The organism is Streptomyces sp. HUAS CB01, from assembly GCF_030406905.1.
Taxonomy (GTDB): domain Bacteria; phylum Actinomycetota; class Actinomycetes; order Streptomycetales; family Streptomycetaceae; genus Streptomyces; species Streptomyces chengbuensis.
In genome coordinates, this window is record NZ_CP129137.1 from 4,126,820 (window position 1) to 4,151,316 (window position 24,497).

At 73.3% G+C, this 24,497-nt stretch carries 23 protein-coding genes and 1 riboswitch; of the genes, 15 read left to right on the forward strand and 8 right to left on the reverse strand.

From position 1 onward, the window contains the following. Positions 1 to 6: 6 nt before the first annotated feature. On the forward strand, positions 7 to 1,134 hold the full coding sequence (locus tag QRN89_RS18280; protein WP_290350494.1) for a cobalt-precorrin-5B (C(1))-methyltransferase: 1,128 nt from the start codon (positions 7 to 9) through the stop codon (positions 1,132 to 1,134). Between the two features lie 123 nt (positions 1,135 to 1,257). Here QRN89_RS18280 and wrbA read toward each other — a convergent pair whose 3' ends face one another. After that, positions 1,258 to 1,854 (reverse strand): NAD(P)H:quinone oxidoreductase, encoded by a 597-nt coding sequence (gene wrbA, locus QRN89_RS18285; RefSeq protein WP_290350495.1) that lies wholly within the window; start codon positions 1,852 to 1,854, stop codon positions 1,258 to 1,260. Positions 1,855 to 1,990: 136 nt separating this feature from the next. Between wrbA and QRN89_RS18290 the strand changes: the two genes are divergently transcribed. Continuing rightward, a complete protein-coding gene (locus QRN89_RS18290; RefSeq protein WP_392856485.1) occupies positions 1,991 to 2,641 on the forward strand; it encodes a TetR/AcrR family transcriptional regulator in 651 nt (216 codons plus the stop codon). A gap of 125 nt (positions 2,642 to 2,766) precedes the next feature. Here the strand turns inward: QRN89_RS18290 and QRN89_RS18295 are convergent, their stop codons facing one another. The 3 genes from QRN89_RS18295 to QRN89_RS18305 are packed head-to-tail and all read right to left on the reverse strand — an operon-like array spanning position 2,767 to position 6,247. Next, positions 2,767 to 4,284, reverse strand: coding sequence for a precorrin-2 C(20)-methyltransferase (locus tag QRN89_RS18295; protein ID WP_290350496.1), 1,518 nt, complete (start codon positions 4,282 to 4,284; stop codon positions 2,767 to 2,769). Further along, entirely contained in the window at positions 4,281 to 4,922 is a 642-nt protein-coding gene (locus QRN89_RS18300; protein WP_290350497.1) for a precorrin-8X methylmutase, read from the reverse strand. The genes QRN89_RS18295 and QRN89_RS18300 overlap by 4 nt, the downstream gene beginning before the upstream one ends. After that, the gene (locus QRN89_RS18305; protein ID WP_290350498.1) at positions 4,919 to 6,247 is read right to left on the reverse strand and encodes a ferredoxin-like domain-containing protein; all 1,329 of its coding nucleotides are present in this window, start codon (positions 6,245 to 6,247) and stop codon (positions 4,919 to 4,921) included. The genes QRN89_RS18300 and QRN89_RS18305 overlap by 4 nt, the downstream gene beginning before the upstream one ends. 50 nt (positions 6,248 to 6,297) lie before the next feature. Next, positions 6,298 to 6,424, forward strand: a riboswitch (cobalamin riboswitch). Between the two features lie 42 nt (positions 6,425 to 6,466). On the opposite strand from QRN89_RS18305, the gene cobN reads away from it, so the two are divergent. From cobN to QRN89_RS18325, 4 genes are all read left to right on the forward strand, one after another. Next, positions 6,467 to 10,075, forward strand: a complete 3,609-nt coding sequence (cobN, locus tag QRN89_RS18310) for a cobaltochelatase subunit CobN (RefSeq protein ID WP_290350499.1) — start codon at positions 6,467 to 6,469, stop codon at positions 10,073 to 10,075. A 218-nt stretch (positions 10,076 to 10,293) separates the two neighbouring features. Next, positions 10,294 to 12,285, forward strand: a complete 1,992-nt coding sequence (locus QRN89_RS18315; protein ID WP_290350500.1) for a TerD family protein — start codon at positions 10,294 to 10,296, stop codon at positions 12,283 to 12,285. A gap of 58 nt (positions 12,286 to 12,343) precedes the next feature. Beyond that, positions 12,344 to 12,907, forward strand: a complete 564-nt coding sequence (locus tag QRN89_RS18320) for a DM13 domain-containing protein (protein WP_290350501.1) — start codon at positions 12,344 to 12,346, stop codon at positions 12,905 to 12,907. A 12-nt stretch (positions 12,908 to 12,919) separates the two neighbouring features. Beyond that, positions 12,920 to 14,080 (forward strand): methyltransferase, encoded by a 1,161-nt coding sequence (locus QRN89_RS18325; RefSeq protein WP_290350502.1) that lies wholly within the window; start codon positions 12,920 to 12,922, stop codon positions 14,078 to 14,080. Positions 14,081 to 14,206: 126 nt separating this feature from the next. Here QRN89_RS18325 and QRN89_RS18330 read toward each other — a convergent pair whose 3' ends face one another. Then, positions 14,207 to 14,614, reverse strand: a complete 408-nt coding sequence (locus tag QRN89_RS18330) for a rodlin (RefSeq protein WP_290350503.1) — start codon at positions 14,612 to 14,614, stop codon at positions 14,207 to 14,209. Positions 14,615 to 14,810: 196 nt separating this feature from the next. Between QRN89_RS18330 and QRN89_RS18335 the strand changes: the two genes are divergently transcribed. Continuing rightward, positions 14,811 to 15,053 carry a hypothetical protein gene (locus tag QRN89_RS18335; protein WP_290350504.1) on the forward strand — a complete coding sequence of 81 codons (243 nt, stop codon included), beginning with the start codon at positions 14,811 to 14,813 and terminating at the stop codon, positions 15,051 to 15,053. Between the two features lie 160 nt (positions 15,054 to 15,213). Here the strand turns inward: QRN89_RS18335 and QRN89_RS18340 are convergent, their stop codons facing one another. Continuing rightward, on the reverse strand, positions 15,214 to 15,624 hold the full coding sequence (locus QRN89_RS18340) for a rodlin (RefSeq protein WP_290350505.1): 411 nt from the start codon (positions 15,622 to 15,624) through the stop codon (positions 15,214 to 15,216). A 349-nt stretch (positions 15,625 to 15,973) separates the two neighbouring features. Between QRN89_RS18340 and QRN89_RS18345 the strand changes: the two genes are divergently transcribed. From QRN89_RS18345 to QRN89_RS18355, 3 genes are all read left to right on the forward strand, one after another. Further along, on the forward strand, positions 15,974 to 16,384 hold the full coding sequence (locus QRN89_RS18345) for a rodlin (protein ID WP_290350506.1): 411 nt from the start codon (positions 15,974 to 15,976) through the stop codon (positions 16,382 to 16,384). 175 nt (positions 16,385 to 16,559) lie between these two features. Beyond that, positions 16,560 to 16,793, forward strand: a complete 234-nt coding sequence (locus tag QRN89_RS18350; protein ID WP_290350507.1) for a chaplin — start codon at positions 16,560 to 16,562, stop codon at positions 16,791 to 16,793. 112 nt (positions 16,794 to 16,905) lie between these two features. Beyond that, positions 16,906 to 17,706 (forward strand): chaplin, encoded by an 801-nt coding sequence (locus QRN89_RS18355; RefSeq protein WP_290350508.1) that lies wholly within the window; start codon positions 16,906 to 16,908, stop codon positions 17,704 to 17,706. 449 nt (positions 17,707 to 18,155) lie between these two features. Here QRN89_RS18355 and QRN89_RS18360 read toward each other — a convergent pair whose 3' ends face one another. Continuing rightward, a complete protein-coding gene (locus QRN89_RS18360; RefSeq protein WP_290353761.1) occupies positions 18,156 to 19,253 on the reverse strand; it encodes a glycosyltransferase family 4 protein in 1,098 nt (365 codons plus the stop codon). 450 nt (positions 19,254 to 19,703) lie between these two features. Here QRN89_RS18360 and QRN89_RS18365 point away from each other — a divergent pair, with 450 nt between their 5' ends. From QRN89_RS18365 to QRN89_RS18385, 5 genes are all read left to right on the forward strand, one after another. Continuing rightward, the gene (locus QRN89_RS18365) at positions 19,704 to 19,943 is read left to right on the forward strand and encodes a chaplin (RefSeq protein WP_093653916.1); all 240 of its coding nucleotides are present in this window, start codon (positions 19,704 to 19,706) and stop codon (positions 19,941 to 19,943) included. Between the two features lie 169 nt (positions 19,944 to 20,112). Then, the gene (locus tag QRN89_RS18370; RefSeq protein WP_093653752.1) at positions 20,113 to 20,352 is read left to right on the forward strand and encodes a chaplin; all 240 of its coding nucleotides are present in this window, start codon (positions 20,113 to 20,115) and stop codon (positions 20,350 to 20,352) included. 330 nt (positions 20,353 to 20,682) lie between these two features. Beyond that, the gene (locus QRN89_RS18375; RefSeq protein ID WP_290350509.1) at positions 20,683 to 20,970 is read left to right on the forward strand and encodes a hypothetical protein; all 288 of its coding nucleotides are present in this window, start codon (positions 20,683 to 20,685) and stop codon (positions 20,968 to 20,970) included. Positions 20,971 to 21,172: 202 nt separating this feature from the next. Beyond that, positions 21,173 to 21,676: a DUF5949 family protein gene (locus QRN89_RS18380; protein WP_290350510.1), complete on the forward strand. Its 504-nt coding sequence runs from the start codon at positions 21,173 to 21,175 to the stop codon at positions 21,674 to 21,676. Between the two features lie 473 nt (positions 21,677 to 22,149). Further along, positions 22,150 to 22,695, forward strand: a complete 546-nt coding sequence (locus QRN89_RS18385; protein ID WP_290353762.1) for a vitamin K epoxide reductase family protein — start codon at positions 22,150 to 22,152, stop codon at positions 22,693 to 22,695. Between the two features lie 104 nt (positions 22,696 to 22,799). Here QRN89_RS18385 and QRN89_RS18390 read toward each other — a convergent pair whose 3' ends face one another. Further along, entirely contained in the window at positions 22,800 to 24,440 is a 1,641-nt protein-coding gene (locus QRN89_RS18390) for an IclR family transcriptional regulator domain-containing protein (RefSeq protein ID WP_290350511.1), read from the reverse strand. Positions 24,441 to 24,497: the final 57 nt, after the last annotated feature.

Genomic DNA, 24,497 nt, shown 5'->3' on the forward strand with positions numbered 1-24,497 from the left:
ACCTCCATGAGTGAACCGGCGCCCGTGGGCGGACGCAGCGCCCAACTCAAGCACACGGGTCTCCGGCCCGGCTGGACCACCGGGGCCTGTGCCACCGCCGCGACGACCGCCGCCTACACCGCGCTGCTCACCGGCGACTTCCCGGACCCGGTGACGATCACCCTGCCCAAGGGCCGGACGCCCGCGTTCGCGCTGGCCGCGGAGGAGCTGGGGAACGGGAGCGCGACGGCGGCCGTGGTGAAGGACGCCGGGGACGACCCGGACGTCACGCACGGCGCGCTGATCCGGGCGACCGTACGGGTCCTGCCCGCCGGTTCGGGGGTGGTGTTCCGCGCCGGGCCGGGCGTCGGCACCGTCACCCGACCCGGGCTGCCGCTCGGCGTCGGCGAGCCGGCGATCAATCCGGTGCCCCGGCAGATGATGCGCGACCACGTCGCGGAGGTCGCCTCCCGGCACGGCGGCGCGGGCGACGTCGAGATCACGGTCTCCGTCGACCACGGCGAGGAGATCGCGCGGTCCACCTGGAACCCGAGGCTCGGCATTCTCGGTGGACTGTCCGTCCTGGGCACCACCGGCGTCGTGGTGCCCTACTCCTGCTCCGCCTGGATCGACTCGATCCGCCGCGGCGTGGACGTGGCGCGGGCGGCGGGACGCACCCATCTCGCCGGGTGCACGGGCTCGACCTCGGAGAGGACGGCCGTGGCCCTGTACGGGCTGCCCGAGGACGCCCTGCTGGACATGGGCGACTTCGCGGGCGCGGTGCTCAAGTACGTCCGCAGGCACCCCGTCGAGCGGCTCACCGTCTGCGGCGGCTTCGCGAAACTGTCCAAACTGGCGGCCGGCCACATGGATCTGCACTCCGCCCGCTCCCAGGTGGACAAGGGCTTCCTCGCGGAGCTGGCCCGCCGGGGAGGGGCGGACGAGGAGCTGGCGGCCGAGGTCGCCGCCGCCAACACCGGCCTCGCGGCGCTCCAGTCGTGCGCGGCCCGCGGCGTCCCGCTCGGCGATCTCGTGGCCGCGACGGCCCGCGACCAGGCGCTGGAGGTGCTGCGGGGCGCGCCGGTCACGGTGGACGTCGTGTGCGTCGACCGTGCGGGCACGGTGGTCGGCCGCTCGACGCCGAAGGGGCCCTGAGCAGGCGCGAGCCGGTGGCGCGGACGCGAGCCACGGGCCTCGGAACACGACGGCCGCCGGGGCTCGGTGCCCCGGCGGCCGTCTTCGTGGGGCGTCCCCCGGTCCCCTGCTCCGTCTCGGCGCTCAGTCGCTCAGTCGCGCAGCGATCTTCGCCAGCCGCTCGCCCTGGTAGCGCGCGGCCTCGAGCGTCTCGTCGGCCGGGGCACCGGCGCCGCCCGGGTGGGACGTGCCGTAGGGGTTGCCGCCCGCGCCGTACACCACGGGGTTGGTGTAGCCGGGCGAGACGATGATCGAGCCCCAGTGGTGGAGCGTGTTGTACAGCGCGAGCAGGGTGGACTCGTTGCCGCCGTTCGCGTTGTGGGCGCTGGTGAAGCCCGTGGCCGGCTTGTCGGCCATGACGCCCTGCTGCCACAGCCCGCCGGTGGTGTCGAGGTACTGCTTGAGCTGCGCCGCGATGTTGCCGAAGCGGGTGGGCGAGCCCAGGGCGTAGGCGTCCGCCCACTCCAGGTCGTCGAGCGTGGCGACCTCGACGTCCTTCGTCGCCTCGACGTGCTCCCGCCACGCGGGGTTGGCGTCGATGGCGGAGTCCGGAGCCAGCTCCGGCACCCGGCGCAGGCGCACCTCGGCGCCCGCCTTCTCCGCGCCTTCGGCGACGGCCTTGGCGAGCTGGTGCACGTTGCCGGTCGACGAGTAGTAGATGACCGCGACCTTGGCGCTCATGAGTGGCCCCTTTCCGGGGAGACGGTGGAATTCCGGAGGACGAGTAAGCGGATTGCTATCCGCTTCTCTCGCCGGAGTAAACCGGATAGCTATCCACTTGGCAAGTGGGTCCGGTAACCTCGGCGAGGTGGAAGACATCGGCGAGCAGGGCGACAAGCGCGGCACCCTCCGCACCGAACTGGCGATCACCGGCCAGCCGCCGGCCGAACGCGCGGACGCCGCGCGCAACCGCCGGAGGATCCTCGACGCGGCGGCGGGGCTCGTCGCCGAGCGCGGCCCCGAGGCGATCACGATGAACGCCGTGGCGCAGGCCGCCGGGATCGGTGTGGGTACGGTCTACCGCCGCTTCGGCGACGTGGCCCAGTTGCTGTTCGCCCTGCTCGACGACCGCGAGCGGCAGTTCCAGGAGGGGTTCCTCAGGGGGCCGGCCCCCCTCGGGCCCGACGGGCGGCCCGCCGAGCGGCTGCGGGCCTTCCTCCACGCGCTCGCCGACCACGTCGCCGAGCAGCAGACGACGATGCTCGCCGCGGAGGCCGCCTCACCGCTCGCGCGCTACACGAGCGGCGCGTACCTGACCATGCACACCCACGTGTCCATGCTGCTGCGCCAGGTACGGCCCGAGGCGGACGAGGCCGTCCTGGCGCATCTGCTGCTGGCCCCGTTCCTGCCGAGCCTGTTCCGGCACCTCACGGCGGAGTGCGGGAGGTCACCGGAGCAGATCAAGGCGGGGATCGATCAGCTGATGGGGCTCTGTTCCGGCGAGCTGCAGGGATTCTGCCCGGAGTAGCGGCCCGGGCCAGGCCCAGTCCCCCGTCCCCTCTGCCCCCCGTCGCCCCGCCCCTCCTCCGGCGCCCTCCCGGGCGCGTGCCCACGCCGGAGCCGGCGCGTGCTCACTCCGGAGCCGGCGCGTGCTCACTCCGGAGCCGAGGCGTCCTCCGGGTACGTGCGCGGTGTCCAGACGATCTCCTCGCCCGAACCGCGGCGCACCGTCCGGGTCTGCGAGGAGCCGACCAGCAGCAGGGTCCGCATGTCCACCACCGCCGGGTCGAGTTCGCCGAGGCGCACGATCCGCACGCTCTCCTCGGGACCACCGACGTCGCGCGCGACGACGACGGGCGTGTCCGGGGCGCGGTGGCCGAGCAGCAGCTCACGGGCCTTGGCGACCTGCCAGGTCCGGCTGCGCGAACCGGGGTTGTACAGGGCCAGGACGAGATCGGCACGGGCCGCGGCCGTCAGCCGCTCCGCGATGACCTCCCACGGCTTGAGCCGGTCGGACAGGGAGAGGGTCGCGTAGTCGTGCCCCAGCGGCGCCCCGGCGCGCGCGGCGGCGGCGTTCGCCGCGGTGAGGCCCGGCAGCACCCGCACGGGCACGTCCGCGTACGGTTCCTGCGCCGCGACCTCCAGCACCGCCGTGGCCATGGCGAAGACCCCCGGGTCGCCGCCCGACACCACCGCGACCCGCCGGCCCCGCCGGGCGAGATCGAGGGCGAACTCCGCCCGCTCGGCCTCCACCTTGTTGTCCGAGCCGTGGCGGCGCTGCCCCGCACGCACCGGCACCCGGTCCAGATAGGTCGTGTAGCCGACCAGGTCGTCGGCGGCTGCGAGCGCGCCGCGCGTCTCGGGCGTCAGCCACAGCGGTCCGGCCGGTCCGGTGCCCACGACGACGACCTCGCCCTGAGGACGCGCCTCGGGCCGCACCTCGTCGATCCGGCTCGGCAGCACCGCCACCGAGAAGTACGGCACGGACTCCGGGTCCACGTCCGCCAGCCGCCCGGTGCGCTCGCCGGTCATCGTGGCCCGCTCCACGTAGCGCGCGTCCTCCAGCCGGCCCGCCCGCTCCAGCGCCCGCCGCACGGCGGGGAAGGTCCGCCCGAGCTTCATCACCACCGCCGAGTCGGTGGCGGCGAGACGGGCCGTCAGCTCCTCCTCGGGCAGCGTGCCCGGCACGATCGTCAGCACCTCCTCCGCCTCGCAGAGCGGCTCCCCGAGCCGCGCGGCCGCGGCGCTCACCGAGGTCACGCCCGGGATCACCTCGGTCGGGTACCGGTGCGCCAGCCGCTTGTGCATGTGCTGGTACGAGCCGTAGAAGAGCGGGTCGCCCTCCGCGAGCACCGCCACGGTCCGGCCGGCGTCGAGATGCGCCGCGAGCCTGGCCGCGGCCTCCTCGTAGAAGTCGTCGAGCGCCCCCCGGTAACCGCCGGGGTGGTCCGTGGTCTCCACGGTGATCGGGTACATCAGACGCTCCTCGATGTGGTCGGGGCGCAGATGCCCCGCCACGATGGAGCGGGCGATGGAACGGCCGTGCCGGGCGCAGTGGTACGCCACGACGTCCGCCTCCGCGACGACCTGGGCCGCCCGGAGCGTCATCAGCGACGGGTCGCCGGGGCCGAGTCCGACGCCGTACAGCCTGCCGGTCCGCTGTGTGCTCACTCCGCCTCACTCGCCATCGCGTTGATCGCGGCCGCGGCCATGGCGCTGCCGCCGCGCCGGCCGCGCACCACCAGGTAGTCCAGACCGCCCCCGTGCGCGGCGAGGGCGTCCTTGGACTCGGCCGCGCCTATGAAGCCCACCGGGACGCCGACCACGGCGGCCGGACGGGGCGCGCCCGCGTCGATCATCTCCAGCAGCCTGAACAGCGCGGTGGGGGCGTTGCCGACGGCGACCACGGCACCGTCGAGGCGGTCCCGCCACAGTTCGAGCGCGGCCGCGCTGCGGGTCGTCCCGAGCCCGGCGGCCAGCTCCGGCACGGACGGCTCGGACAGGGTGCAGATCACCTCGTTGCCGGCGGGCAGCCGCTTGCGGGTGACGCCGCTGGCGACCATCTGCGCGTCGCACAGGATCGGCGCCCCGGCGCGCAGCGCCTCGCGGGCACGGGCCACCACCCCGGGCGAGTACGCGAGATCGCGGACGAGGTCGACCATGCCGCAGGCGTGGATCATCCGCACCGCGACCTGGCTGACGTCGGCCGGCAGCGCGTCGAGCGCCGCCTCGGCACGGATCGTGGCAAAGGACTGGCGGTAGATCTCCGCGCCGTCCTTCTCGTAGTCGAACACGGTCTTGTCGCTCATTTCGTCGTACGGGTTCTGGCTGTGGCGATGGTGTCGGCGAGCGCGGCACGGGACGGTACGGGTACGGGGCTGCCGTGCGCGGTCACCCGGTACGCGCCGTCCCCGGTGGCCACGACGTCCACGTACTCCCCCTGCGGACGGCCGCAGCGCCGCTCGCAGCCCGACCAGTACACGGGCAGTCCGCCCCGGCCGGGTGTGGCGTCGGCCCGCACGTCGGCCAGGGACTTGGCGCAGCCGGGCCGCCCGGTGCACGCGCCGACCCCGTACCAGGGGGAGTCGGTGCCGGTGATGAGGCCCGCCCGCCCCAGCGCTTCGAGGCGCGCCCGCGCCGAGCCGCGGTCGGCGAAGCCGGGAAGCACCACCCCGCGCCACGGCGTCAGCCGAACCTCGTCCGCGGGGGCCGGCAGCAGCCCGCGCAGCTGGGCGACGGTGAGTCGCCCGAGCGGAGCGAGGACGGACACGGCCCAGCCGTCCGGTCCCTCCACGACACCGGGCAGCGGTCCGGTGCCGGGGCCCGCGCACCCGTCCACGGGCCCGCCCGGGACCGGATCCGGGGCGGAGCCTCCCGTTCCGTCGGGAGGGAGCAGTGGTTCCGCCGCCACCCCCGCCCGTGCCAGCCCCGCGCCCACGGCGATGTCCTGCCCCTCCGGCAGCTCCCGTACGCGCCAGGCGCCCGTGCCCGCTCCGGCGGCCGCGGACAGGAAAGCCTCCGCGGCGGCGAGCGCGGCCCGCGCGGCGTCGACGGCACGCACCCGGAAGGCGTGGCGCCCGGTCCGCAGCACCGCCCGCCCGTCCGCCTCTGCGAGCAACGTCACATCCGCACCGAGCCGGGCCACATCGCCCCGGCCGTCGTCCAGGGCGAAGAGGAACCGTCCCGAAAGTCCCGTGGCCCACCCGCTCGCGCACAGCAGCGCGTCCAGCTCCCGGGCCCACAACTGCACGTCGGCGCGGCCGAGTCCGTCCAGTCCGGCCAGCGGTGAGGCGACGACGTTGCGTACCCGCTCATGGGCCTCGGAGGGCAGCAGCCCGGCCTCGCGCAGCAGTTCCGCGAGTTCCGCCCCGCAGCCGTCCGCCAGGCCGCGCAACTCCGCGTTGCCCCGGGAGGTGACGCTCAGGGCCCCGTCGCCCAGACGTCCGGCCGCGGCAGCCAGCGCATGGATCTGACGTGCCGTCAACAAGCCTGCGGGCAGGCGAAGTCGGGCCAGCCGCCCGTCGTCCGCCGCATGCAGCCGCAGCGCGCCCGGGCAGGCGTCGCCTCGGTCCCGTATACGCGGTTCGCCCCGGTCCGGGGGTGTTGTCGGTGTGGGCGGCATGGCGGCGAGCATACCCACGTCCTTCCAGGTGACCGCCCTGCCGGCGGGCCGCAGCCTCTACTATGCAAAACGGCACAGGGTCCCAGGGCCCTAGGGAGGAAGCCCGGTGAGAATCCGGCGCGGTCCCGCCACTGTGAACCGGGCCCCGGCGACGGGATCCGGTGAGTCAGGAACTCCCGCCGACCACGACCACCCGGGGCGCGGAAACCCCGAGGAAGGCCTGCGCACGCGATGACGCACGCGACGATCCTGCTGCTGTCGACCTCCGACACCGACCTGCTCAGCGCCCGTGCCGCCGAGGGCCCGGTCCGGTACCGCTTCGCTAACCCTTCCCGACTCCCGCTCGACCGGCTGCCCGAGCTCCTCGACGGCACCGATCTGGTCGTCGTGCGCCTCCTCGGCGGCATCCGCGCCTGGCAGGAGGGCCTCGACGCACTGCTGGCGCAGGGCCGCCCGGTGGTCGTCCTCACCGGTGAACAGGCCCCGGACGCCCAGCTGATGGAGGCCTCCACCGTTCCCGTCGGCATCGCGGCGGAGGCACACGCCTACCTCGCCCACGGGGGCCCGGACAACCTGGAGCAGCTCGCCCGGTTCCTGTCCGACACCGTCCTGCTCACCGGCCACGGCTTCGCGCCGCCCGCGCCCGCCCCCACCTGGGGCGAGCTGGAGCGCACCCCGCGTCGCGTCAGCGGCCCGCTCGTCGCGGTGCTCTACTACCGGGCCCACCACATGAGCGGCAACACCGCCTTCGTCGGCGCCCTGTGCGACGCGGTCGAGGACGCGGGCGGCCGGGCCCTCCCGCTGTACGTCGCCTCGCTGCGCGCCCCCGAGCCGGAGCTGCTGGAACGGCTCCGCGACGCCGACGCCGTCGTCACCACCGTCCTCGCCGCGGGCGGCACCCGGCCGGCCGAGGCCCAGGCCGGGGGGGACGACGAGGCGTGGGACGCGGGCGCGCTCGCCTCGCTCGACGTGCCCGTGCTGCAGGCACTGTGCCTGACCGGCTCGCGCAGCGCCTGGGAGGAGAACGACGAGGGCCTGTCCCCGCTGGACGCCGCCAGCCAGGTCGCCGTGCCCGAGTTCGACGGCCGGCTGATCACCGTGCCGTTCTCGTTCAAGGAGATCGACGAGGACGGCCTCCCCGCGTACGTCGCCGACCCGGAGCGCGCCGCCCGCGTCGCCGGCATCGCCGTCCGCCACGCCCGGCTGCGGCACATCCCGAACGCCGAGAAGCGCCTCGCGCTCGTCCTCTCCGCGTACCCGACGAAGCACTCCCGCATCGGCAACGCCGTCGGCCTCGACACCCCCGCTTCCGCCGTGGCCCTGCTGCGCCGCCTCCTCGACGAGGGCTACGACTTCGGCACCGAGGAGATCCCCGGCCTGACGTCCGGGGACGGCGACGAACTCATCCGCGCGCTCATCGAGGCCGGCGGCCACGACCAGGACTGGCTCACCGAGGAGCAGTTGGCGCGCAACCCGGTCCGCGTCCCGGCGGCCGACTACCGGCGCTGGTACGCGACCCTGCCCGCGGAACTGCGCGAGGCGGTCGAGGCGCACTGGGGCCCGGCGCCGGGCGAGATGTTCCTGGACCGCTCCCGCAACCCGGAGGGCGACATCGTCCTGGCCGCCCTGCGCCGGGGCAACCTGCTGATCGTCATCCAGCCGCCGCGCGGCTTCGGCGAGAACCCGATCGCGATCTACCACGACCCCGACCTGCCGCCGTCGCACCACTACCTCGCCGCCTACCGCTGGATCGGCGCCCGGCAGGACGACGGGGGATTCGGCGCGGACGCGATGATCCACCTCGGCAAGCACGGCAACCTGGAGTGGCTGCCCGGCAAGAACGCCGGACTGTCCGCGGCCTGCGCGCCCGACGCCGCGCTCGGTGACCTGCCGCTGATCTACCCGTTCCTGGTCAACGACCCGGGCGAGGGCACCCAGGCGAAGCGCCGCGTCCACGCCACCCTCATCGACCATCTCGTCCCGCCGATGGCGCGCGCCGACTCGTACGGCGACATCGCGCGCCTGGAGCAACTGCTCGACGAGTACGCGCAGATCTCCTCCATGGACCCGGCCAAGCTGCCGGCGATCCGCGCCCAGATCTGGACCCTGATCCAGGCGGCGAAGCTCGACCACGACCTCGGTCTGGAGGACCGCCCCGACGACGACGGCTTCGACGACTTCCTGCTGCACGTCGACGGCTGGCTCTGCGAGGTCAAGGACGCCCAGATCCGCGACGGACTGCACGTCCTCGGCGGCGCGCCCACCGGCCCGGAGCGGGTCAACCTCGTCCTGTCGATCCTGCGCGCCCGGCAGATCTGGGGCGGCACGACCGCGCTGCCCGGACTGCGCGAGGCGCTCGGCCTCGACGAGGCCGCCGCGACCCGGACCACCGCCGACGAGGCCGAGGCCCGCGCCCGCGCCCTGGTCGAGGCGATGGAGGACGCCGGCTGGGCCCCGGCCGCGGTCACCACCGTGGCCGAGGGCCACGGCAAGGCGGTCGCCGACATCCTCGGCTTCGCCGCCCGGGAGGTCGTCCCGCGGCTCGCCGCCACCACCGACGAACTCGACCACGCCGTCCACGCGCTGAACGGTGGCTTCGTCCCGGCCGGACCGTCCGGCTCGCCGCTGCGCGGACTGGTCAACGTCCTGCCGACCGGTCGCAACTTCTACTCGGTCGACCCCAAGGCCGTGCCCTCCCGCCTCGCCTGGGAGACCGGCCAGGCCCTCGCCGACTCCCTCCTGGAGCGCTACCGCACGGACAACGGCTCCTGGCCGACGTCCGTCGGGCTGTCCCTCTGGGGCACCAGCGCGATGCGCACCGCCGGCGACGACGTCGCCGAGGCGCTGGCGCTGCTCGGCGTCCGCCCCGTCTGGGACGACGCCTCCCGCCGGGTCAACGGCCTCGAACCGGTCCCGCTCGCCGAGCTCGGCCGCCCCCGCATCGACGTCACGCTGCGCATCTCGGGCTTCTTCCGCGACGCGTTCCCGCACGTCATCGGCCTCCTCGACGACGCGGTCCGGCTGGCCGCCTCGCTCGACGAGCCCGCCGACGAGAACTTCGTACGCGCCCACGCCCAGGCCGACCTCGCCGAGCACGGCGACGAACGACGCGCCACCACCCGCATCTTCGGCTCCCGCCCCGGCACGTACGGCGCCGGACTGCTCCAGCTCATCGACTCCCGCGACTGGCGCACCGACGCCGACCTCGCCGAGGTCTACACGGTGTGGGGCGGCTACGCGTACGGCCGCGGTCTCGAAGGCCGCGCGGCGCGGGAGGAGATGGAGACGGCGTACAGGCGGATCGCGGTCGCGGCGAAGAACACCGACACCCGCGAGCACGACATCGCCGACTCCGACGACTACTTCCAGTACCACGGCGGCATGGTCGCCACCGTGCGCGCCCTGCGCGGGAGCGCCCCCGAGGCGTACATTGGCGACTCAACCCGCCCGGAGACGGTCCGCACCCGCACCCTCGTCGAGGAGACCTCCCGCGTCTTCCGCGCCCGCGTCGTCAACCCGAAGTGGATCGAGGCGATGCGCCGCCACGGCTACAAGGGCGCGTTCGAACTCGCCGCCACCGTGGACTACTTGTTCGGCTACGACGCCACGACCGGCGTGGTCGCCGACTGGATGTACGACAGGCTCGCCGAGGCGTACGTCCTGGACCCCGAGAACCGCGAGTTCCTCCAGCAGGCCAACCCCTGGGCCCTGCACGGCATCGCGGAGCGACTGCTGGAGGCGGAGTCCCGCGGCATGTGGGAGAAGCCCGACCCGGCGGTCGTCGATGCCCTGCGCCAGGTCTTCCTGGAGACGGAGGGCGACCTGGAGGGCGACGACTGACGAGGGCACCGCGGAGGCACTCCCGCCGGCCCTTTCGTCCGGCGGTGTCCGGACCGGACCGGCAACGGCCGGAGTGCTTCCGTTTTTGTCTGGGACACCCCGAACTCCCTGTACGGAACGCTAGGGTTCAGTCACGTACCGGGGTGTGAGGTGGGTCACCCCGTGTGTCTTTCGGGCTGCCCGGCGAGCCGGAAGCAGCCGTGCATCAGGGGGGCCTCATGCGTGAGATGGTCAGCGGCGCCAACATCGATCTGGCCGATCCCGGCGACGGGGCCCATGCGGTCGTCGTCAGCCTCAGGTGGAGCAGCCCGGCCGGTGACGGCGACGCCGACGTGTCGGTGCTGCTGCTCGGGGCGGACGGCAAGGTCCGCAGCGACGCGGACTTCTTCTTCTACAACAACCCCACGGCCGCGGACGGTTCCGTCCAGTTGCTGGGCAAGATCCCGGCCGAGGAGGGCGACGAGGACCGCATCACGCTCGATCTGGCCGCGATCCCCGGGGACGTCGACCGGATCGTGGTGACCGCGAGCCGCTACGAGGGCGCCCGGTTCAGCGAACTCGACGGGCTGCGGCTCACCCTCGCCGACCGCACCGGGGAACGACTGCTGAGCTACGCCGTCCCGGACGCCGGCGACGTGAGCGCGCTCATATTCGGGGAGCTCTACCGGCGAGGCGAGAGCTGGAAGTTCCGTGCCGTCGGACAGGGGTACGCCTCCGGACTCGCCGGGCTCGCCACCGACTTCGGGATCGCGATCGAGGACGACACGGCACCGGACGACGACCGGGGCGAGCCCACGGAGGCAGCGCCGGCACCCTCGGCGCACGAGCCCGCCCCGGACACGACCCCGCCCCGGACCGGGGAACCGGCACCGGAGACCGCCGTCGGCAGACCCTCGGTACCCCGGCCCCGCACGGTCAGGAAGAAGGTCACCCTGCCGAAGGCGGCGAGGAAGTCCCTCGCCGAGAACGACTCCTGGAGGACCGCTCGGCTGTTCCCCGTGTCCGTGCTGAAGAGCGACCGCGAGCGCGAGATGCGCGCCACGTCCGTCCTGTTGTCGGTGATGTCCCAGATCCCGGAGTTCGGCCGGCGGCTCACGGCCGGCTTCGGCGCACCCGCCGGGCGGGCGGAGACGTTCACGGAGGTCTCGCTGCCGCACGGCGACACACCGAGGAGGCCGGACGGGGTGATCCGGGTGGAGCGTGCGGGCAAGCTGTGGACGGCGCTCGTCGAGACGAAGACCAACGGCAACGCCCTGAAGCCCGAACAGGTTCAGGACTACGTCGACATCGCCGCCCGTCGCGGCTACGAGGCCGTGATCACACTCACGAACGACGTGGCCCTGGAGGGCAGGCCCCTCGTCGACGTGAAGATCGACGGCCGCCGCAGGAACAAGGTCGCGCTGTGGCACCTCTCCTGGGCCGAGGTCGCCCACCAGGCGCAGATGCTGATCCGGCACGAAGGCGTGGGCAACGCCGCCCACGCCTGGCTCCTCCAGGAGCTGCTGCACTACCTCCAGCACGAGAACTCCGGTTGCCACGGCTTCCAGAACATGGGGCCCGCCTGGGTCCCCGTACGGCGGGGCATCGACGAGGAGACCCTCTGCCAGGGCGACCGGCGCGCCGTCGAGGTCGTCGAGAACTGGGAGAGGCTGATCCGGCAGGTCTGCCTCCGGCTCGGCGGCGAACTCGGCCAGAAGGTCCTCCCCGTGCAGCGCGCGAAGCGCGGCACGGACCCCGAGTCCCGCCGTGCGGGACTCGCCGACGACCTCTGCACGGACGGCCGGCTCACCGCGGAACTGCGCATCGAGGGGACTCCCGGCATCATGGCGATCACCGCGGATCTGCGGACCGGGAAGCTCCGCACGTCCATCGAGATCCCGGCACCCGAGCAGGGGTACCCGCTGACGTGGGCGAAGCGGCTCGTGCGGCAACTGGCCGAGGCGCCCGCCGACCTCCATGTCGAGACGCTGACCGACGGCTCGGCGGGAGGGCCGCGCGGCACCCTGGAACGCCTGCGCCCGGAGCCGGGCGACATCCTCCCCCGGGACGACGCGCAGATCACCGGGTTCCGGCTCTCGCTGTTCAAGAGCATGGGCAACACCCGCGGCAACGCGGAGTCCGGCTTCATCCGCAGCGTCGACCAGGCCGTCGACCGCTTCCACGCCGGCGTGGTCACCCGGCTCGAACGCCGGGGCGGACGGCGGCCGTAAGACTTCCGTCACCACCCGGAACGGCCCCTCCGCCGTCCCGCGCGGTTTCAATGGAGGCATGAGGACATCGGTGGTGCGCAGACCCCTCGTGATCGTGGGACTGGTGGTGGTCGCGGTGGTGGCCGTCGTCGGGCTGTACTGGTTCCAGCCCTGGAAGCTCTGGGTGGACGAGACCGTGCGTGAGGAGTTGCCCACGGCCGCCCCCGCCTCACCGGACGGGCCGGGGGCGTCGGCGGACACGGCACCGCCGGCCGCGTCCGCGCCGGAGGTGCTGGCCACGGGGAGCTTCATCAGCCATGAGCACGCCACGACCGGCAGCGTGAAGATCGTCCGGCTCGCGGACGGCTCCCGCCTCCTCCGGATCGAGGACCTGGACACCAGCAGCGGCCCCGATCTGCGCGTGTGGCTCACCGACGCGCCGGTGAAGGAGGGCAGGGACGGCTGGCACGTCTTCGACGACGGGGAGTACCTCAGTCTCGGCAGGCTGAAGGGCAACAAGGGCGACCAGAACTACGCGCTGCCCGCCGGCGCCGATCTGAACCGCCTGACCAGCGTCACCGTCTGGTGCGACCGCTTCGACGTCTCCTTCGGCGCCGCGGAGCTGCGGAAGGCGGCCGCGTAGCCTGGGAGCACGATGAACCTCTTCACCACGCCGTGGGGCGACCTCGGGCTCACCCGCTTCCCCGAGGACCCCCGTGACCAGCTCCGCGCCTGGGACGCCTCGGACGAGTACCTGCTGCGCCATCTGGAGGGCGAGACCCTCGGCGGGACCGTCGTGGCCGTGGGCGACCGCTGGGGGGCGCTGGTCACGGCGCTCGCCGCGCACCGGCCCGTGCAGATCAGCGACTCCTACCTGACCCAGCAGGCGACCCGTGCCAACCTCGCCCGCAACCGCACCGCCGCCGAGGCCGACGGCGTACGGCTGCTGACGACCCGGGACACCCCGCCGGACCGGGTCGACGTCCTGCTGGTCCGCGTCCCCAAGAGCCTCGCGCTGCTGGAGGACCAGCTCCAGCGGCTCGCCCCCCGGCTGACCGCCGGCACGCTCGTCGTCGGCACCGGGATGGTCACGGAGATCCACACCTCCACGCTGAAGCTCTTCGAGCGGATCGTCGGCCCCACCCGTACGTCGTTGGCGGTCAGGAAGGCCCGGCTCATCCACTGCGCTCCCGCCCCGGACCGCATCGGACCGGCGGCCGTCCCGGAAGGCCCCTGGCCCCACAGCTACGCGCTGCCGGCCGGCGTCGGCGTGATGTCGGGACGCCCGGTGACCAACCACGCGGGCATCTTCTGCGCGGACCGTCTGGACATCGGCACCCGCTTCTTCCTCGAGCACCTCCCCGACCGCCGCGGTCCGCTGCGCGTCGTCGACCTGGGCTGCGGCAACGGCGTGGTCGGTACGGCGGTGGCCGTCGCGAACCCGGAGGCCGAGGTGGTGTTCACGGACGAGTCGTTCCAGGCCGTCGCCTCGGCCGAGGCGACCTTCCGGGCGAACGCCGGACCGTCCGCCAAGGCGGTCTTCGAGGCCGGCGACGCGCTGGCCGGCACGGAACGCGAGTCCGTCGACCTCGTACTGAACAACCCGCCCTTCCACACCCACCGGGCGCTGACCGACAGCACCTCGTGGCGTATGTTCACCGGTGCCCGCAGGGCCCTGCGCCCCGGCGGCGAGCTGTGGGTGGTCGGCAACCGGCACCTCGGCTACCACGTCAAGCTGCGCCGGATCTTCGGCAACTGCGAGACCGTCGCGAGCAATCCGAAGTTCGTGGTCCTGCGTGCCGTGAAGCGCCGCTGACGCACGGGGTGTACGGGCGCGGATCCGGGAGCCGCCGGGATCCGACGCGCAGGGGCCCGGCCCGGCCTGCCCGCGGAAAGCGGTCCGCCGAGCCGGGCCCCTGGGCCCTGACCCGTGGTGGACGGGTCAGTGGTTGTTGACGCCGTTGCCGGAGAGCACCGGGACGTCGTCCAGGACGTGCGACAGCGGCTCGTCGCCCTTGGCCTGCGTCGAGGCCTCGGCGCACTGCTGGTCCTGCGGGTTCGACAGGACGTTGAGGTCCTGAGCGCTGACCGGCACCAGACCCACGAGCGAACCGGCGTTGGCCTTGGCGGGCAGCCCCACGCACAGCTTGTTCAGTGAACCCTGGACGGCGCTGAGCTGCGGGCTCTGGGCGCCGTAGGTGGCCGAGTTGCCGTAGGTCTGCGCGGCGTCGTTCCCGCTCAGCGACGTGGTGCCGCCGTCGTCGCCGATGGCCAGCGCGTGCGGGGCGGCGGTCAGCGAGACTCCGGCCACGGACGCGGTCACGGCTGCTGCTGCCCACAGCTTCTTCATGGTGATTCCCTTCGGGGAGGTTCGCGATGGTGCGGGGCGCCGGGATACGCGCTCCAGGTGAGTGACGCAGTGATCAACCCCGCCCTCCGGGACCCGGTTGCGGCCTGTAACCCGATCAGCGGAGCGCGGAGGGTGCTGTTCGGGACGTTCGGTTCTTTCGCACCAATGAGCCCGGGCTGTACGGGATATTGGGGGCATGGCGGAGCACAAGGGCCGTTGGGAACGGCAGGGGCTGATTCCGGCGAGCCGCAGGGAACCGGAACGCGCGAGGGAGCCGGTGGACCGGGTCAGTCCGGCGGCCCGGCCGGTCGCGGACCGCTCGGTGGAGCCCATCTACGCGTCCCTCATGGCCAGTTGGTATGCCCAGGGGAGGACCGTGCCCGGAGTCCAGGACCGCGAGTGGTCGGACCTCGTCTCCTGGTCCTGGCCGCGCTGGTGAGCCGCAGCGCGTCGCTCCCACGGGCTGACGCGGACGGCGAGGCGCGGGCACGGAGCCCGGCCCGGCACCGGCTCCCCGGGCGAGTGGGCGGCGGGGACGTGAACGGGCCGGGCCGCCGCGGAGAACCGCGGCCGCCCGGCCCGGAAGTAGAGAACGACGGTCAGCCGTTGCCCTGACCGTTGGCCGAGAGCACCGGAATGTCGGACAGGATGTGCGACAGGGCCTCGTCGCCCTTGGCCTGCGTCGAGTTCTCCGTGCACTGCTGGGACTGCGGGCTCGACAGGACGTTGAGGTCCTGGACGCCGACCGGCACCAGACCCACGAGCGAACCGGCGTTCAGCTTGGCGGGCAGACCGATGCAGGGCTTGTTCAGCGAACCCTGGACGAGTGCCATCTGCGGGCTCATGTTGCCGTAGGTGGCCGAGTTGCCGAACACCTGCGACGCGCCGACGCCGCTGGCCGACGTGGTGCCCGTGTCATTGCCGACGGCCAGGGCCTGCGGCGCCGCCGCGGCCGAGACGCCGACGACTGACGCGGTGACGGCAGCAGCCGCCATAGCCTTCTTGAGCACGAGAGATCCCTTTCCTGGGTTCTTGGGTTCCCGGCGTACCGGGGTTTCGAGCGGTACGGAAGACCCCGGCTTTCCGAGGGGTACGGAAGACCCCGGCTCCGGAGCCTCCTGACCAACTCGGGCTTGCGGAGTTGGTTCTTCCGCTTCACTCCAAAGGGCGGTTGCCGACGACGGCCCGACGGCCTCCCGGCCGGGCATGTCCCCCATCCGCCGGCCGTCTTCGGAGCCGCCTCACGACGGGCGCGCCATGACGGCTGTTCGGGTGAAGTCCCGCAACCAAACGTCCGCCGTTCAGTTTGAGTCGGTGCGCAGACGAGCTGGAGTGTTCCTGCAGAAAGGCAAGCAAGTGATGATCAAGAAGGTTATGGCTGCGGCTGCGGTCACGGCCTCCGTAATCGGTGCCTCGGCCGCCGCCGCCCCCCAGGCCCTTGCCATCGGCGACGACACCGGTACGACGTCCGCCAGTGGCGTCGGTGCCTCGCAGGTGTTCGGCAACTCGGCCACCTACGGCGCCCAGAGCCCGCAGCTCGCCCTGGTCCAGGGTTCGCTGAACAAGCCCTGCATCGGTCTGCCCGCCAAGGCCAACGCCGGTTCGCTCGTGGGTCTGGTGCCGGTCGGCGTCCAGGACCTCAACGTCCTGTCGAGCCCGCAGGCCCAGCAGTGCACGGAGAACTCGACACAGGCCAAGGGCGACGAGGCCCTGTCGCACATCCTGTCCGACATTCCGGTGCTCTCGGGCAACGGCGAGGGCAACGGCTGAGTTCCCGTTCCGGCCCGTTTTCGGGGTCGGCAGTCCGGGCATCCGAGTGAATTGTGCGGAGTCCCGGACCGCAGAAGGGTTTCTTCGTTCGGCACGGCTCGTTGGTAGGGCGTCGTGGCATTGCCCGTGCATGTCCGCGGCACTCACCCGACCGCCGAACAGAAGGAAATCCGATATGAAGTTCAGAAAGACCACGACGGTGCTGGCGGGACTGGTAATGGCCATGGGAATGGCCGCGCCGGCGCTCGCGGACTCCGGGGCGACCGGTGTCGCTGCCGGCTCGCCGGGGGTGCTTTCCGGGAACGTCATCCAGATTCCCGTGCACGTTCCGGTGAATGTCTGCGGCAACTCCGTCAATCTCATTGCCGTGCTGAACCCTGCGTTCGGCAACCTCTGTGTGAACGACTGACATTCAGTCCTCGCATACAGCCCTGAAGGGTCGTTTTCCGCCGGTCCTGGGGCGTGCCCTGCGGCACCGCCCCGGGATCGGCTCGCGAAGCGAAAGCGGGAAGAACAACAACATGCGACAGGTCATCAGCAAGGGAATTCTGACGGCCGCGGCGGCCACCGGGATTCTGTCCTTGACCAGTGTGTACGCCAGCGCCGACTCCCAGGCCGACGCCGAGGCCGCGAACTCGCCCGGCGTGCTGTCGGGCAACAACGTCCAGGCCCCCGTGCACGTGCCGGTCAATGTCTGCGGCAATTCCCTGAACGTCGTCGGGGTGCTCAACCCCGCGTTCGGCAACGCCTGCGTCAACGCCTCCGACGAGGGCGCGGCCGGTGCCGAGGGCGCCTCCGCGGAGGGCGCCGCGGTGGGCTCCCCGGGCGTCGCCTCCGGCAACGTCGTCCAGGTTCCGGTGGACGTCCCGGTCAACGCCTGCGGGAACACCGTCGACGTCATCGGCGCCCTGAACCCGGCCGGCGGCAACAACTGCGGCAACGGCACGGCCGAGACGCCGCTGACGCCGGAGACCCCGGAGACCCCGGAGACCCCGGAAACCCCGGTGACGCCGGAGACTCCCGAGACTCCGGTCACGCCCGAGACCCCGGTCACGCCGGAGACTCCGGAGACGCCCGAGACCCCGATCACCCCCGAGATCCCGGAGGTGCCCGAGGTTCCCGAGGTTCCCGAGGTGCCGGAGGTTCTGGTCCCCGTGGTGGACACCCCGGTCGACGACCGGGTCGTCGACTCCTCGACCACGGACCAGCTGGCCCAGACCGGCGGCAACGCCGGAACCCTGGCGGCCGGTGCCGCCGCGGTCGGCCTGCTGGCCGGCGGCGCCCTGCTGTACCGCCGCGGGACGGCTGCCGCGCGTCGCTGAGTGCCGCGCTTCCCGTGAGAACCCCGGCCGGGAGAGTCACCTCATCGGACTCTCCCGGCCGGAGCCGTTTCCCGGCCCGGCCAGGGAGGGACGCCGTGCGGACATCGCGCCGGGCGGAGACGGTCCCGGACGGACCGTGCGGGGAGCGGGTGCGGGAGTTGCGGCCGTCGGCGTGCGGTCGGGCCGCTCCCCGTCGGGTCCGCGGTGATCGTGCCCGGCGGGTGGCTGCCGCAGGGCCGGCGCAGGGCGATGCGGATGCCGTAGTGCCGTGAGGACCCTCGCCGGCGGGTCGGGTGATCGTGCTCGGGGCGTGCCCGGCTCGCCGCGTCGGAGCGGGGCCCTTCGCGGGGCCGGTACGCCCACGGCGCGTCGGACGACCGTCTTCAGGCGCGCCGCCTCCCGGAAGGGGGCGCGCCCGGTCATGGGGCGCGGTGTGCGCGACGCCGTCGTCAGCCGGCCGCCGGGCCGGCGCCCGTGGGCCGGGCGGCCGACACCTCGCGGTAGACGTCCGAGATCGCTGACGCGCTGTGCCGTACGTCGTGGGTGGCGAGGACGTGCTGGCGGCCCTGGCGGCCGAGCGTCCTGCGCAGCGGGCCGTTGAGCAGGAGGTCGCCGACCGCCGTGGCCAGGGCGTACGGATCCTGCGGGGGCGTCGTGCAGAACAGCGCGTGCCCCGGGGGCAGGCTCTCGCGCGTCCCCGCGACGTCCGTGACCACGACCGGGCGGCCGCAGGCCATCGCCTCCAGCGGTGTCAGGGCCATGCTCTCCCAGCGGGAGGGCACGACGACCAGGTCCGCGGCCCGGTACCAGGGTGCGGAGTCCGGTTCGTCGCCCGCGAACCTGACGGAGACGGGGGCGGACGCGCGCAGGGCGTCGGCCCCGGGCCCGTCCCCGACCAGGACGAGCCGGGCGTTCGGCAGTCTGCGCAGCACCTGATCCCACGCCGCGAGCAGCACGTCCTGGCCCTTCTGGCGGCACAGCCGACCGACGCACACCACGAGCGGTGCGGACCCGGGCAGGTCGGCGACCAGCGACGGAAGGTTCCGCCCCGCTCCCTCCGCGGCGGGCCGGAACCGCTCGGTGTCCACCCCGTTGGGCACGACCGTCCACGCCGCCTCGACGCCGGCCGCCTGGCCCTTGCGCCGCTCCGTCTCGCTGACGCAGACGATCCGGTCCGCCCAGCGGGCCCCGTACCGCTCCCAGCGCCGGGCCGGACCCGCGAGGACGCCCCCGGCCGCCCCGAAGGGCCATCCGTGCGGCTGGAAGACGGTGGGGACGCGTCCGCGCAGGGCGAGCCGGGCGGCCAGCCCCGCCTTGGGACCGTGGGCGTGCACGAGCTGCGGGCCCGCGGCCGCCACGATCCTGGCGAGCTGCCCCACCTCCCGGGCCAGCAACGGGCCGGCCGACCTTCCCGCGCGCCACCGGTGGACGCCGGCGCCGAGCGCGTGCACGGCGTCCGCGAGCACGCCCCCGACCGGGCAGGCCACCGCGACCGGGGTTCCTCCGCGGATCTGATGGGCCACCAGGTCCAGGACCACCCGGGCCATCCCGCCGTCGGTCTGCTGGACGACGTGCAGCACGGCGGGCCGGACCGGACGCGGGTGCGTGCGTCCGGCCGGCGGGTGGGAGGCGGTGCGCCGGTGCCCGTCGGATCCTCCGCCGGCCGCAGGCACGGGAGGGAATTCCGGTGCGCGGGGCATCGGAAGGTGATCCGGCTGCTGCCGGAACTCAGCATGCTGCGCGGATCGTCGATTCCGGTTCATATCCAAGGCTATTCACATGAGCGGGCCGGTGGGGGGCAGCTTCGTGCGCTCTTTGCGGAGCCGGTGCGAGAGGTGACTCTAGCCCTATTCCATTCCGGCGCCGGACCGCTCTTTCCGTGTCCGAGCAGGACGGTCGGTGTACGGATTAATCCTTTTGGCGTTCCTCCGTGTCCGGACTTCGGGTGCCCTCGTTGTTGCTTGCGCCGCATCGGAAACCCCCGGAAGGAAGAAATGATGAAGCGAATCGCGAAGTCGGTCGTGTTTGCGGGCACGGGCGTCGCCCTGATCATGGGCGGAGCGGGCATGGCCGTCGCGGACAGCGGCGCGGCCGGTGCCGCCGAGGGCTCGCCCGGCGTCGCGTCCGGCAACGTGGCCCAGGTTCCGGTCCACGTCCCGGTGGGCGTCTGCGGCAACACCGTCGACGTCGTCGGTCTGCTGAACCCGGCCTTCGGCAACGTCTGCGCCAACGACTGACGCGTGCCGGCGTCCGGCGGCCCGCGCCGCCGGACGCCCGTATCCCTGTGCGCCGACCGGTTGTTCACTCCTTCGGCCGCACAACCTGGCAGACCTCGCTGCCGTTGAACCATTCGGACCGGGCAGTCACGCACGGCCACTGAACATCTTGACCAAGGAGTGCTTCTCCATGTCGCGTACCGCGAAGGCTTTCGTCCTGTCCACCCTCGCCGCCGCCGCTGTTGCGGGTTCCACCGGCATCGCCGCCGCTGACAGCGGCGCGGAGGCCGCAGCGGCGAACTCGCCGGGCGTGCTCTCCGGCAACGTCGTCCAGCTCCCGGTCCACGTGCCGGTCAACGCCTGCGGCAACACCGTCGACGTGGTCGGTCTGCTGAACCCGGCCTTCGGCAACGCCTGCGTCAACGACTGATTCGCCTGTACGGGCGCTTCGGGCCGCCCTTCCCGCCGCGGCGGGGAGGGCGGCTCTTCTCGTGCCGTGCGCGTCCGGGGCGTCCGGACGGCCCCTTTTCCGTCCGTGAGACCGGCGGGAGGATCCGATAGGACGATCCGAACGGGGAGCTTCATTCGGGTGGGGCTGCGAGAATCCGCGGCCTTCGGGGTTTCCGGGCCGGGTGACCGGTCGTTACAGAACACGTAACCGCCCGGAACAGCACGACAGGGCATGCCAGGCATCCGCAATGTGCCTGAAGCGTCCGCCACTTGTGCGCGCGACACGCGTCGCCGAAGGAGAGATTCACTGATGAAGCCCATGAAGGTCGCTGCGGTCGTCGCCGGTTCGCTGGTCGCCGCGGGTGCCGCGGCCCCGGCTTTCGCCGCTTCCGAGCTCGCTCCGACCAGTCTGAACGGCGCGCTGGACACGGTCGCGAGCGAGACCACGGGCGCCGTGGAGCCCGTCGCCGACAGGACCCTGGACACGGAGCAGCACGGCTCGCTGCTGAACACGGTCCAGAACACCGCCGACGACCTGAACAAGAGCAAGGCGGCCGCCCCGCAGCAGCTCCTCGGCGGACTACCCCTGGGTGCCTGACGAAGCCCGGCACGGTTCCCGCGGGCCCGGCGGAAGGTTCCGCCGGGCCTGTGCGCGTCCGGGCTTCGCCCCGTCCCTCGGGGCCGCGGGTCTGCGTACGGATGAGCGAGTGCGACCCCTTCGGGCTAATCGGGCGGAGGGCTCCCCCGGGCGTGTGACATGGGCGCCCGGAGGGTTCCGGTAAGTCGCTATGGTCCCGAAGGTGACCTCAACCCCCGGCGCCGTACGCGCCTTCCGCCCGGCCCGACTGGGCACCCTCGTCGTCATCGCCTGGAGCGGCGAGCACCCCGACGACGAGCGCGACATGCCCTTCCTGCTGGCCTACGCGCTCGGGGACGGTGACGCCGGGCCGGAGGGGACCGAGGCCGCGACCCGGCAGCTGCTCGAGGACGTGGGCCTGCCGGTCGGGGCCGAGTACGTGGACGCCGCCGAGTCCGCCGGGCTACCCCTCACGCTGCTGGTGGAGGCGGGGCAGGCCGTCCTGACGATGCCTCACCTCAGCGCGCAGTGCACGGTGCCGCCGGAGTGGCTGGCGGCCGTCCGGGACCGGGGGCACGTGTACGTCATCTTCGCGACGCGGCCGTGGCCGGACGCCGCGCCCGGGAGCCCCGTCACGGAGGACGGGTTGCGGGCGTTCGTCGGCGACGAGGCGGTGCTGTCGACGGCGGCCCACTGTCTGCTGCCGGTCCGTCAGCTGCGGGGCTGAGCGGTCACCGGGCAGCAAGAGGCCCGGCTGACGGCGGTACGACCGCCGGCCGGGCCTGTTCACACCTTGCTGGTCAGAGCTGCCGGACACCGCTCGCCGGGCGGGAGGGCGCGCGGTGCGCGTCCGCCCGGGCTGCCCCGGCGAGCCTGAATCGTATTCCGGTGCCCACGGCGGCGGCCGCCGCCGGGTGAGGAAGCGTCAGCTTCACGGTGGCCTCCTGTTCACAGGGGGTTGGGGTCACCCGCGACGCTAGTCCGGATCTGACGATCCGTCGTGTCGAGCGGGGTGGCGATTACTGCGTGTGCGCATCGGCCCAGGTGACGGAGGGCCGGGGAATCGGCCGGACGGAACCGTCCGGAGAGGGAGTCTGGAGAGACATGGGGACACGAGCCAAGACGCGCGTCCCGCGCCCCGTGAGGGCGCCGGACGACGCCCCCGCGACCGAGGTGGGCGCGAGCCGGGGCTTCGCCCTGATGCTCGTGGTCACGGGCGCGGCGGGACTGCTCGCCTCCTGGGTCATCACGCTCGACAAGTTCCGGCTGCTGGAGGACCCGGGCTTCACCCCGGGGTGCAGCCTCAACCCGGTGGTGTCGTGCGGCAGCATCATGAAGAGCGAGCAGGCGGCCGTCTTCGGCTTCCCGAACCCGATGCTGGGGCTCGTCTCGTACGCCGTGGTGATCGCGGTCGGCGCCGGGCTGCTGGCGGGGGCCCGGTACCGGCGCTGGTTCTGGCTCGCGCTGAACGGGGGAGCCCTCTTCGGGGTCGCCTTCTGTACCTGGCTGCAGTTCCAGTCGCTGTACCGGATCGGCGCCCTCTGCCTGTGGTGCTGTCTCGCGTGGGTCGCCACGATCGTGCTGTTCTGCCGGGTGACCCGGCACACCGTCGGGCACCGGATGCTGCCCGTGCCGGCCGGTCTGCGGGACGGCCTGCGGGAGTTCGGCTGGCTGCCGCCGATCGTGTGGACCGGGATCATCGGCATGCTCGTGCTCACTCGATGGTGGGAGTTCTGGACCGGCTGAATCCCTGGGGCGCGGACCGGCCGGTCCCGCGTGGCTCCTCGGCGGCCGGGTGACCGGGCGTGAGCCGGCGGCGCCCCCACGGTCCCCGGGCCGGGCGACGAGGCTCAGACCTCGGGGACGTGGGCGAAGCGGCCCGCGATGTGGAGGTCGGACTCGATCGCGGCGGCCGTCGCGCGGAGCTGCGGGAGGACGTCGGCGAGGCACTCGTCGGCCGTGCGGCGGGTCGTGTGCATGGCGACGTTGAGTGCGGCGACGGTACGGCCCGTGTGGTCCCGGACCGGGACCGCCAGCGAACGCAGTCCCTCCTCCAGTTCCTCGTCGACCAGTGCGAACCCCTCGTCGTGGACGCGGGCGAGGAGATCGAGCAGCCGCCCCGGTTCGGTGACGGTGCGTGAGGTCAGCGGGTGCAGTTCGGTGCGGGCGAGCCGGTCCGCGCGCTCCCCGGCGGGCAGTCCCGCCAGCAGGACACGCCCCATCGACGCGGCGTACGCGGGGAACCGGGTGCCGATGGTGATGTTGACGCTCATGATCCGCTCGGTGGCGACGCGCGCCGTGTAGCGGATGTCGTCCCCGTCGAGGACCGCGAGGGACGCGGAGTCGTGGACGCGGCGCACCAGTTCCGCCATGTGCGGGACGGCGATGTCGGGGAGCGTCGTCCGGGACAGCGCGGGACAGCCGAGGGACAGCACGCGCGGCGTGAGCCGGAAGACGCGGCCCGCGGAACTGACGTAGCCGAGGTGCTCCAGGGTGATGAGCGCGCGGCGGGCCGTGGCCCTGGCCAGGCCGGTGGCCTCGGCGACCGCGGTCAGGGGCAGTTCGGGGCGGCCCTCCCCGAAGGCGGTGATCACGGTGAGGCCCCTGGCCAGCGACTCCACGAACCCCGCGCCGAGTTCCTGCTTGGAGGCCGTGGTCCAGTGGGCGAGGCCGTTCGGCGCGGTCGCCCCGGCGGCCGGGCCGTCCCGCCGCAGCTCCTCCTCCATCGCGGCGACGGTGTCACGGAGCACCGGCAGTACGGCCCGGCCCAGCGAGTCCGCGGTGTGCCGGCTGGTGTGGCTGACCACGCTCACGGCGCAGACGACGGAGCCCGCGGGATCGTGCACGGGCAGGGCGATGGCCACCAGTCCCGGCTCGATGAGCTGGTCGTCCACGGCCCACCCGGCCTCCCGGGAGCGTGCCGCTCGCCGCCGGAACGCGTCCCCGCCCGGGGGGCCGTCCCCCGCCGATCCGCCCGGCGTGCCGCTGTCCTCCGTCCCCGGGGCGTTCCCGCTCCGGGCCGCCCACGCGTCCTCCGTCCACCCGGCCGCGAACACCGCGCCCGCGGCCGTCCGCTCGTACGGCAGCAGGTCGCCGATCCGGAAGCTGGGGGACATGGCCCTGCGCCGGGTGGTCTGGTGGACGAAGCGGATGCCGTCCCGGTCGGGGACGGCGAGCGAGACCGACTCGTCGAGCTCGTCGGCGAGGCGTTCGGCGAGCGGGCCGAGCCGGCCCGGCAGGGAGAGCGCGGCGAGGTAGGCGTTGCCCAGCTCCATGAGCCGGGGGGCGAGCCGGACCTCGTGGCCCTGGAGGCGTACGTACCCCATCCGCGCCAGTGTCGCCGCGACGCGGTCGGCGGTCGAGCGGGCCAGCCCCGTGGACCGCGCGAGGTCGCTGAGTTCGATCCGGCCGCCCGCGTCGCTGAGCGCGCGCAGCACGGCGACACCGCGCATCAGCGGAGCCACGGCCTCTGCGGGGGGAGCGGCGGGCATCGGTTCTCCAGGGCGTTGACACGGGTGCCGGGTGCACGCAGACTCATGGCGAGTCGT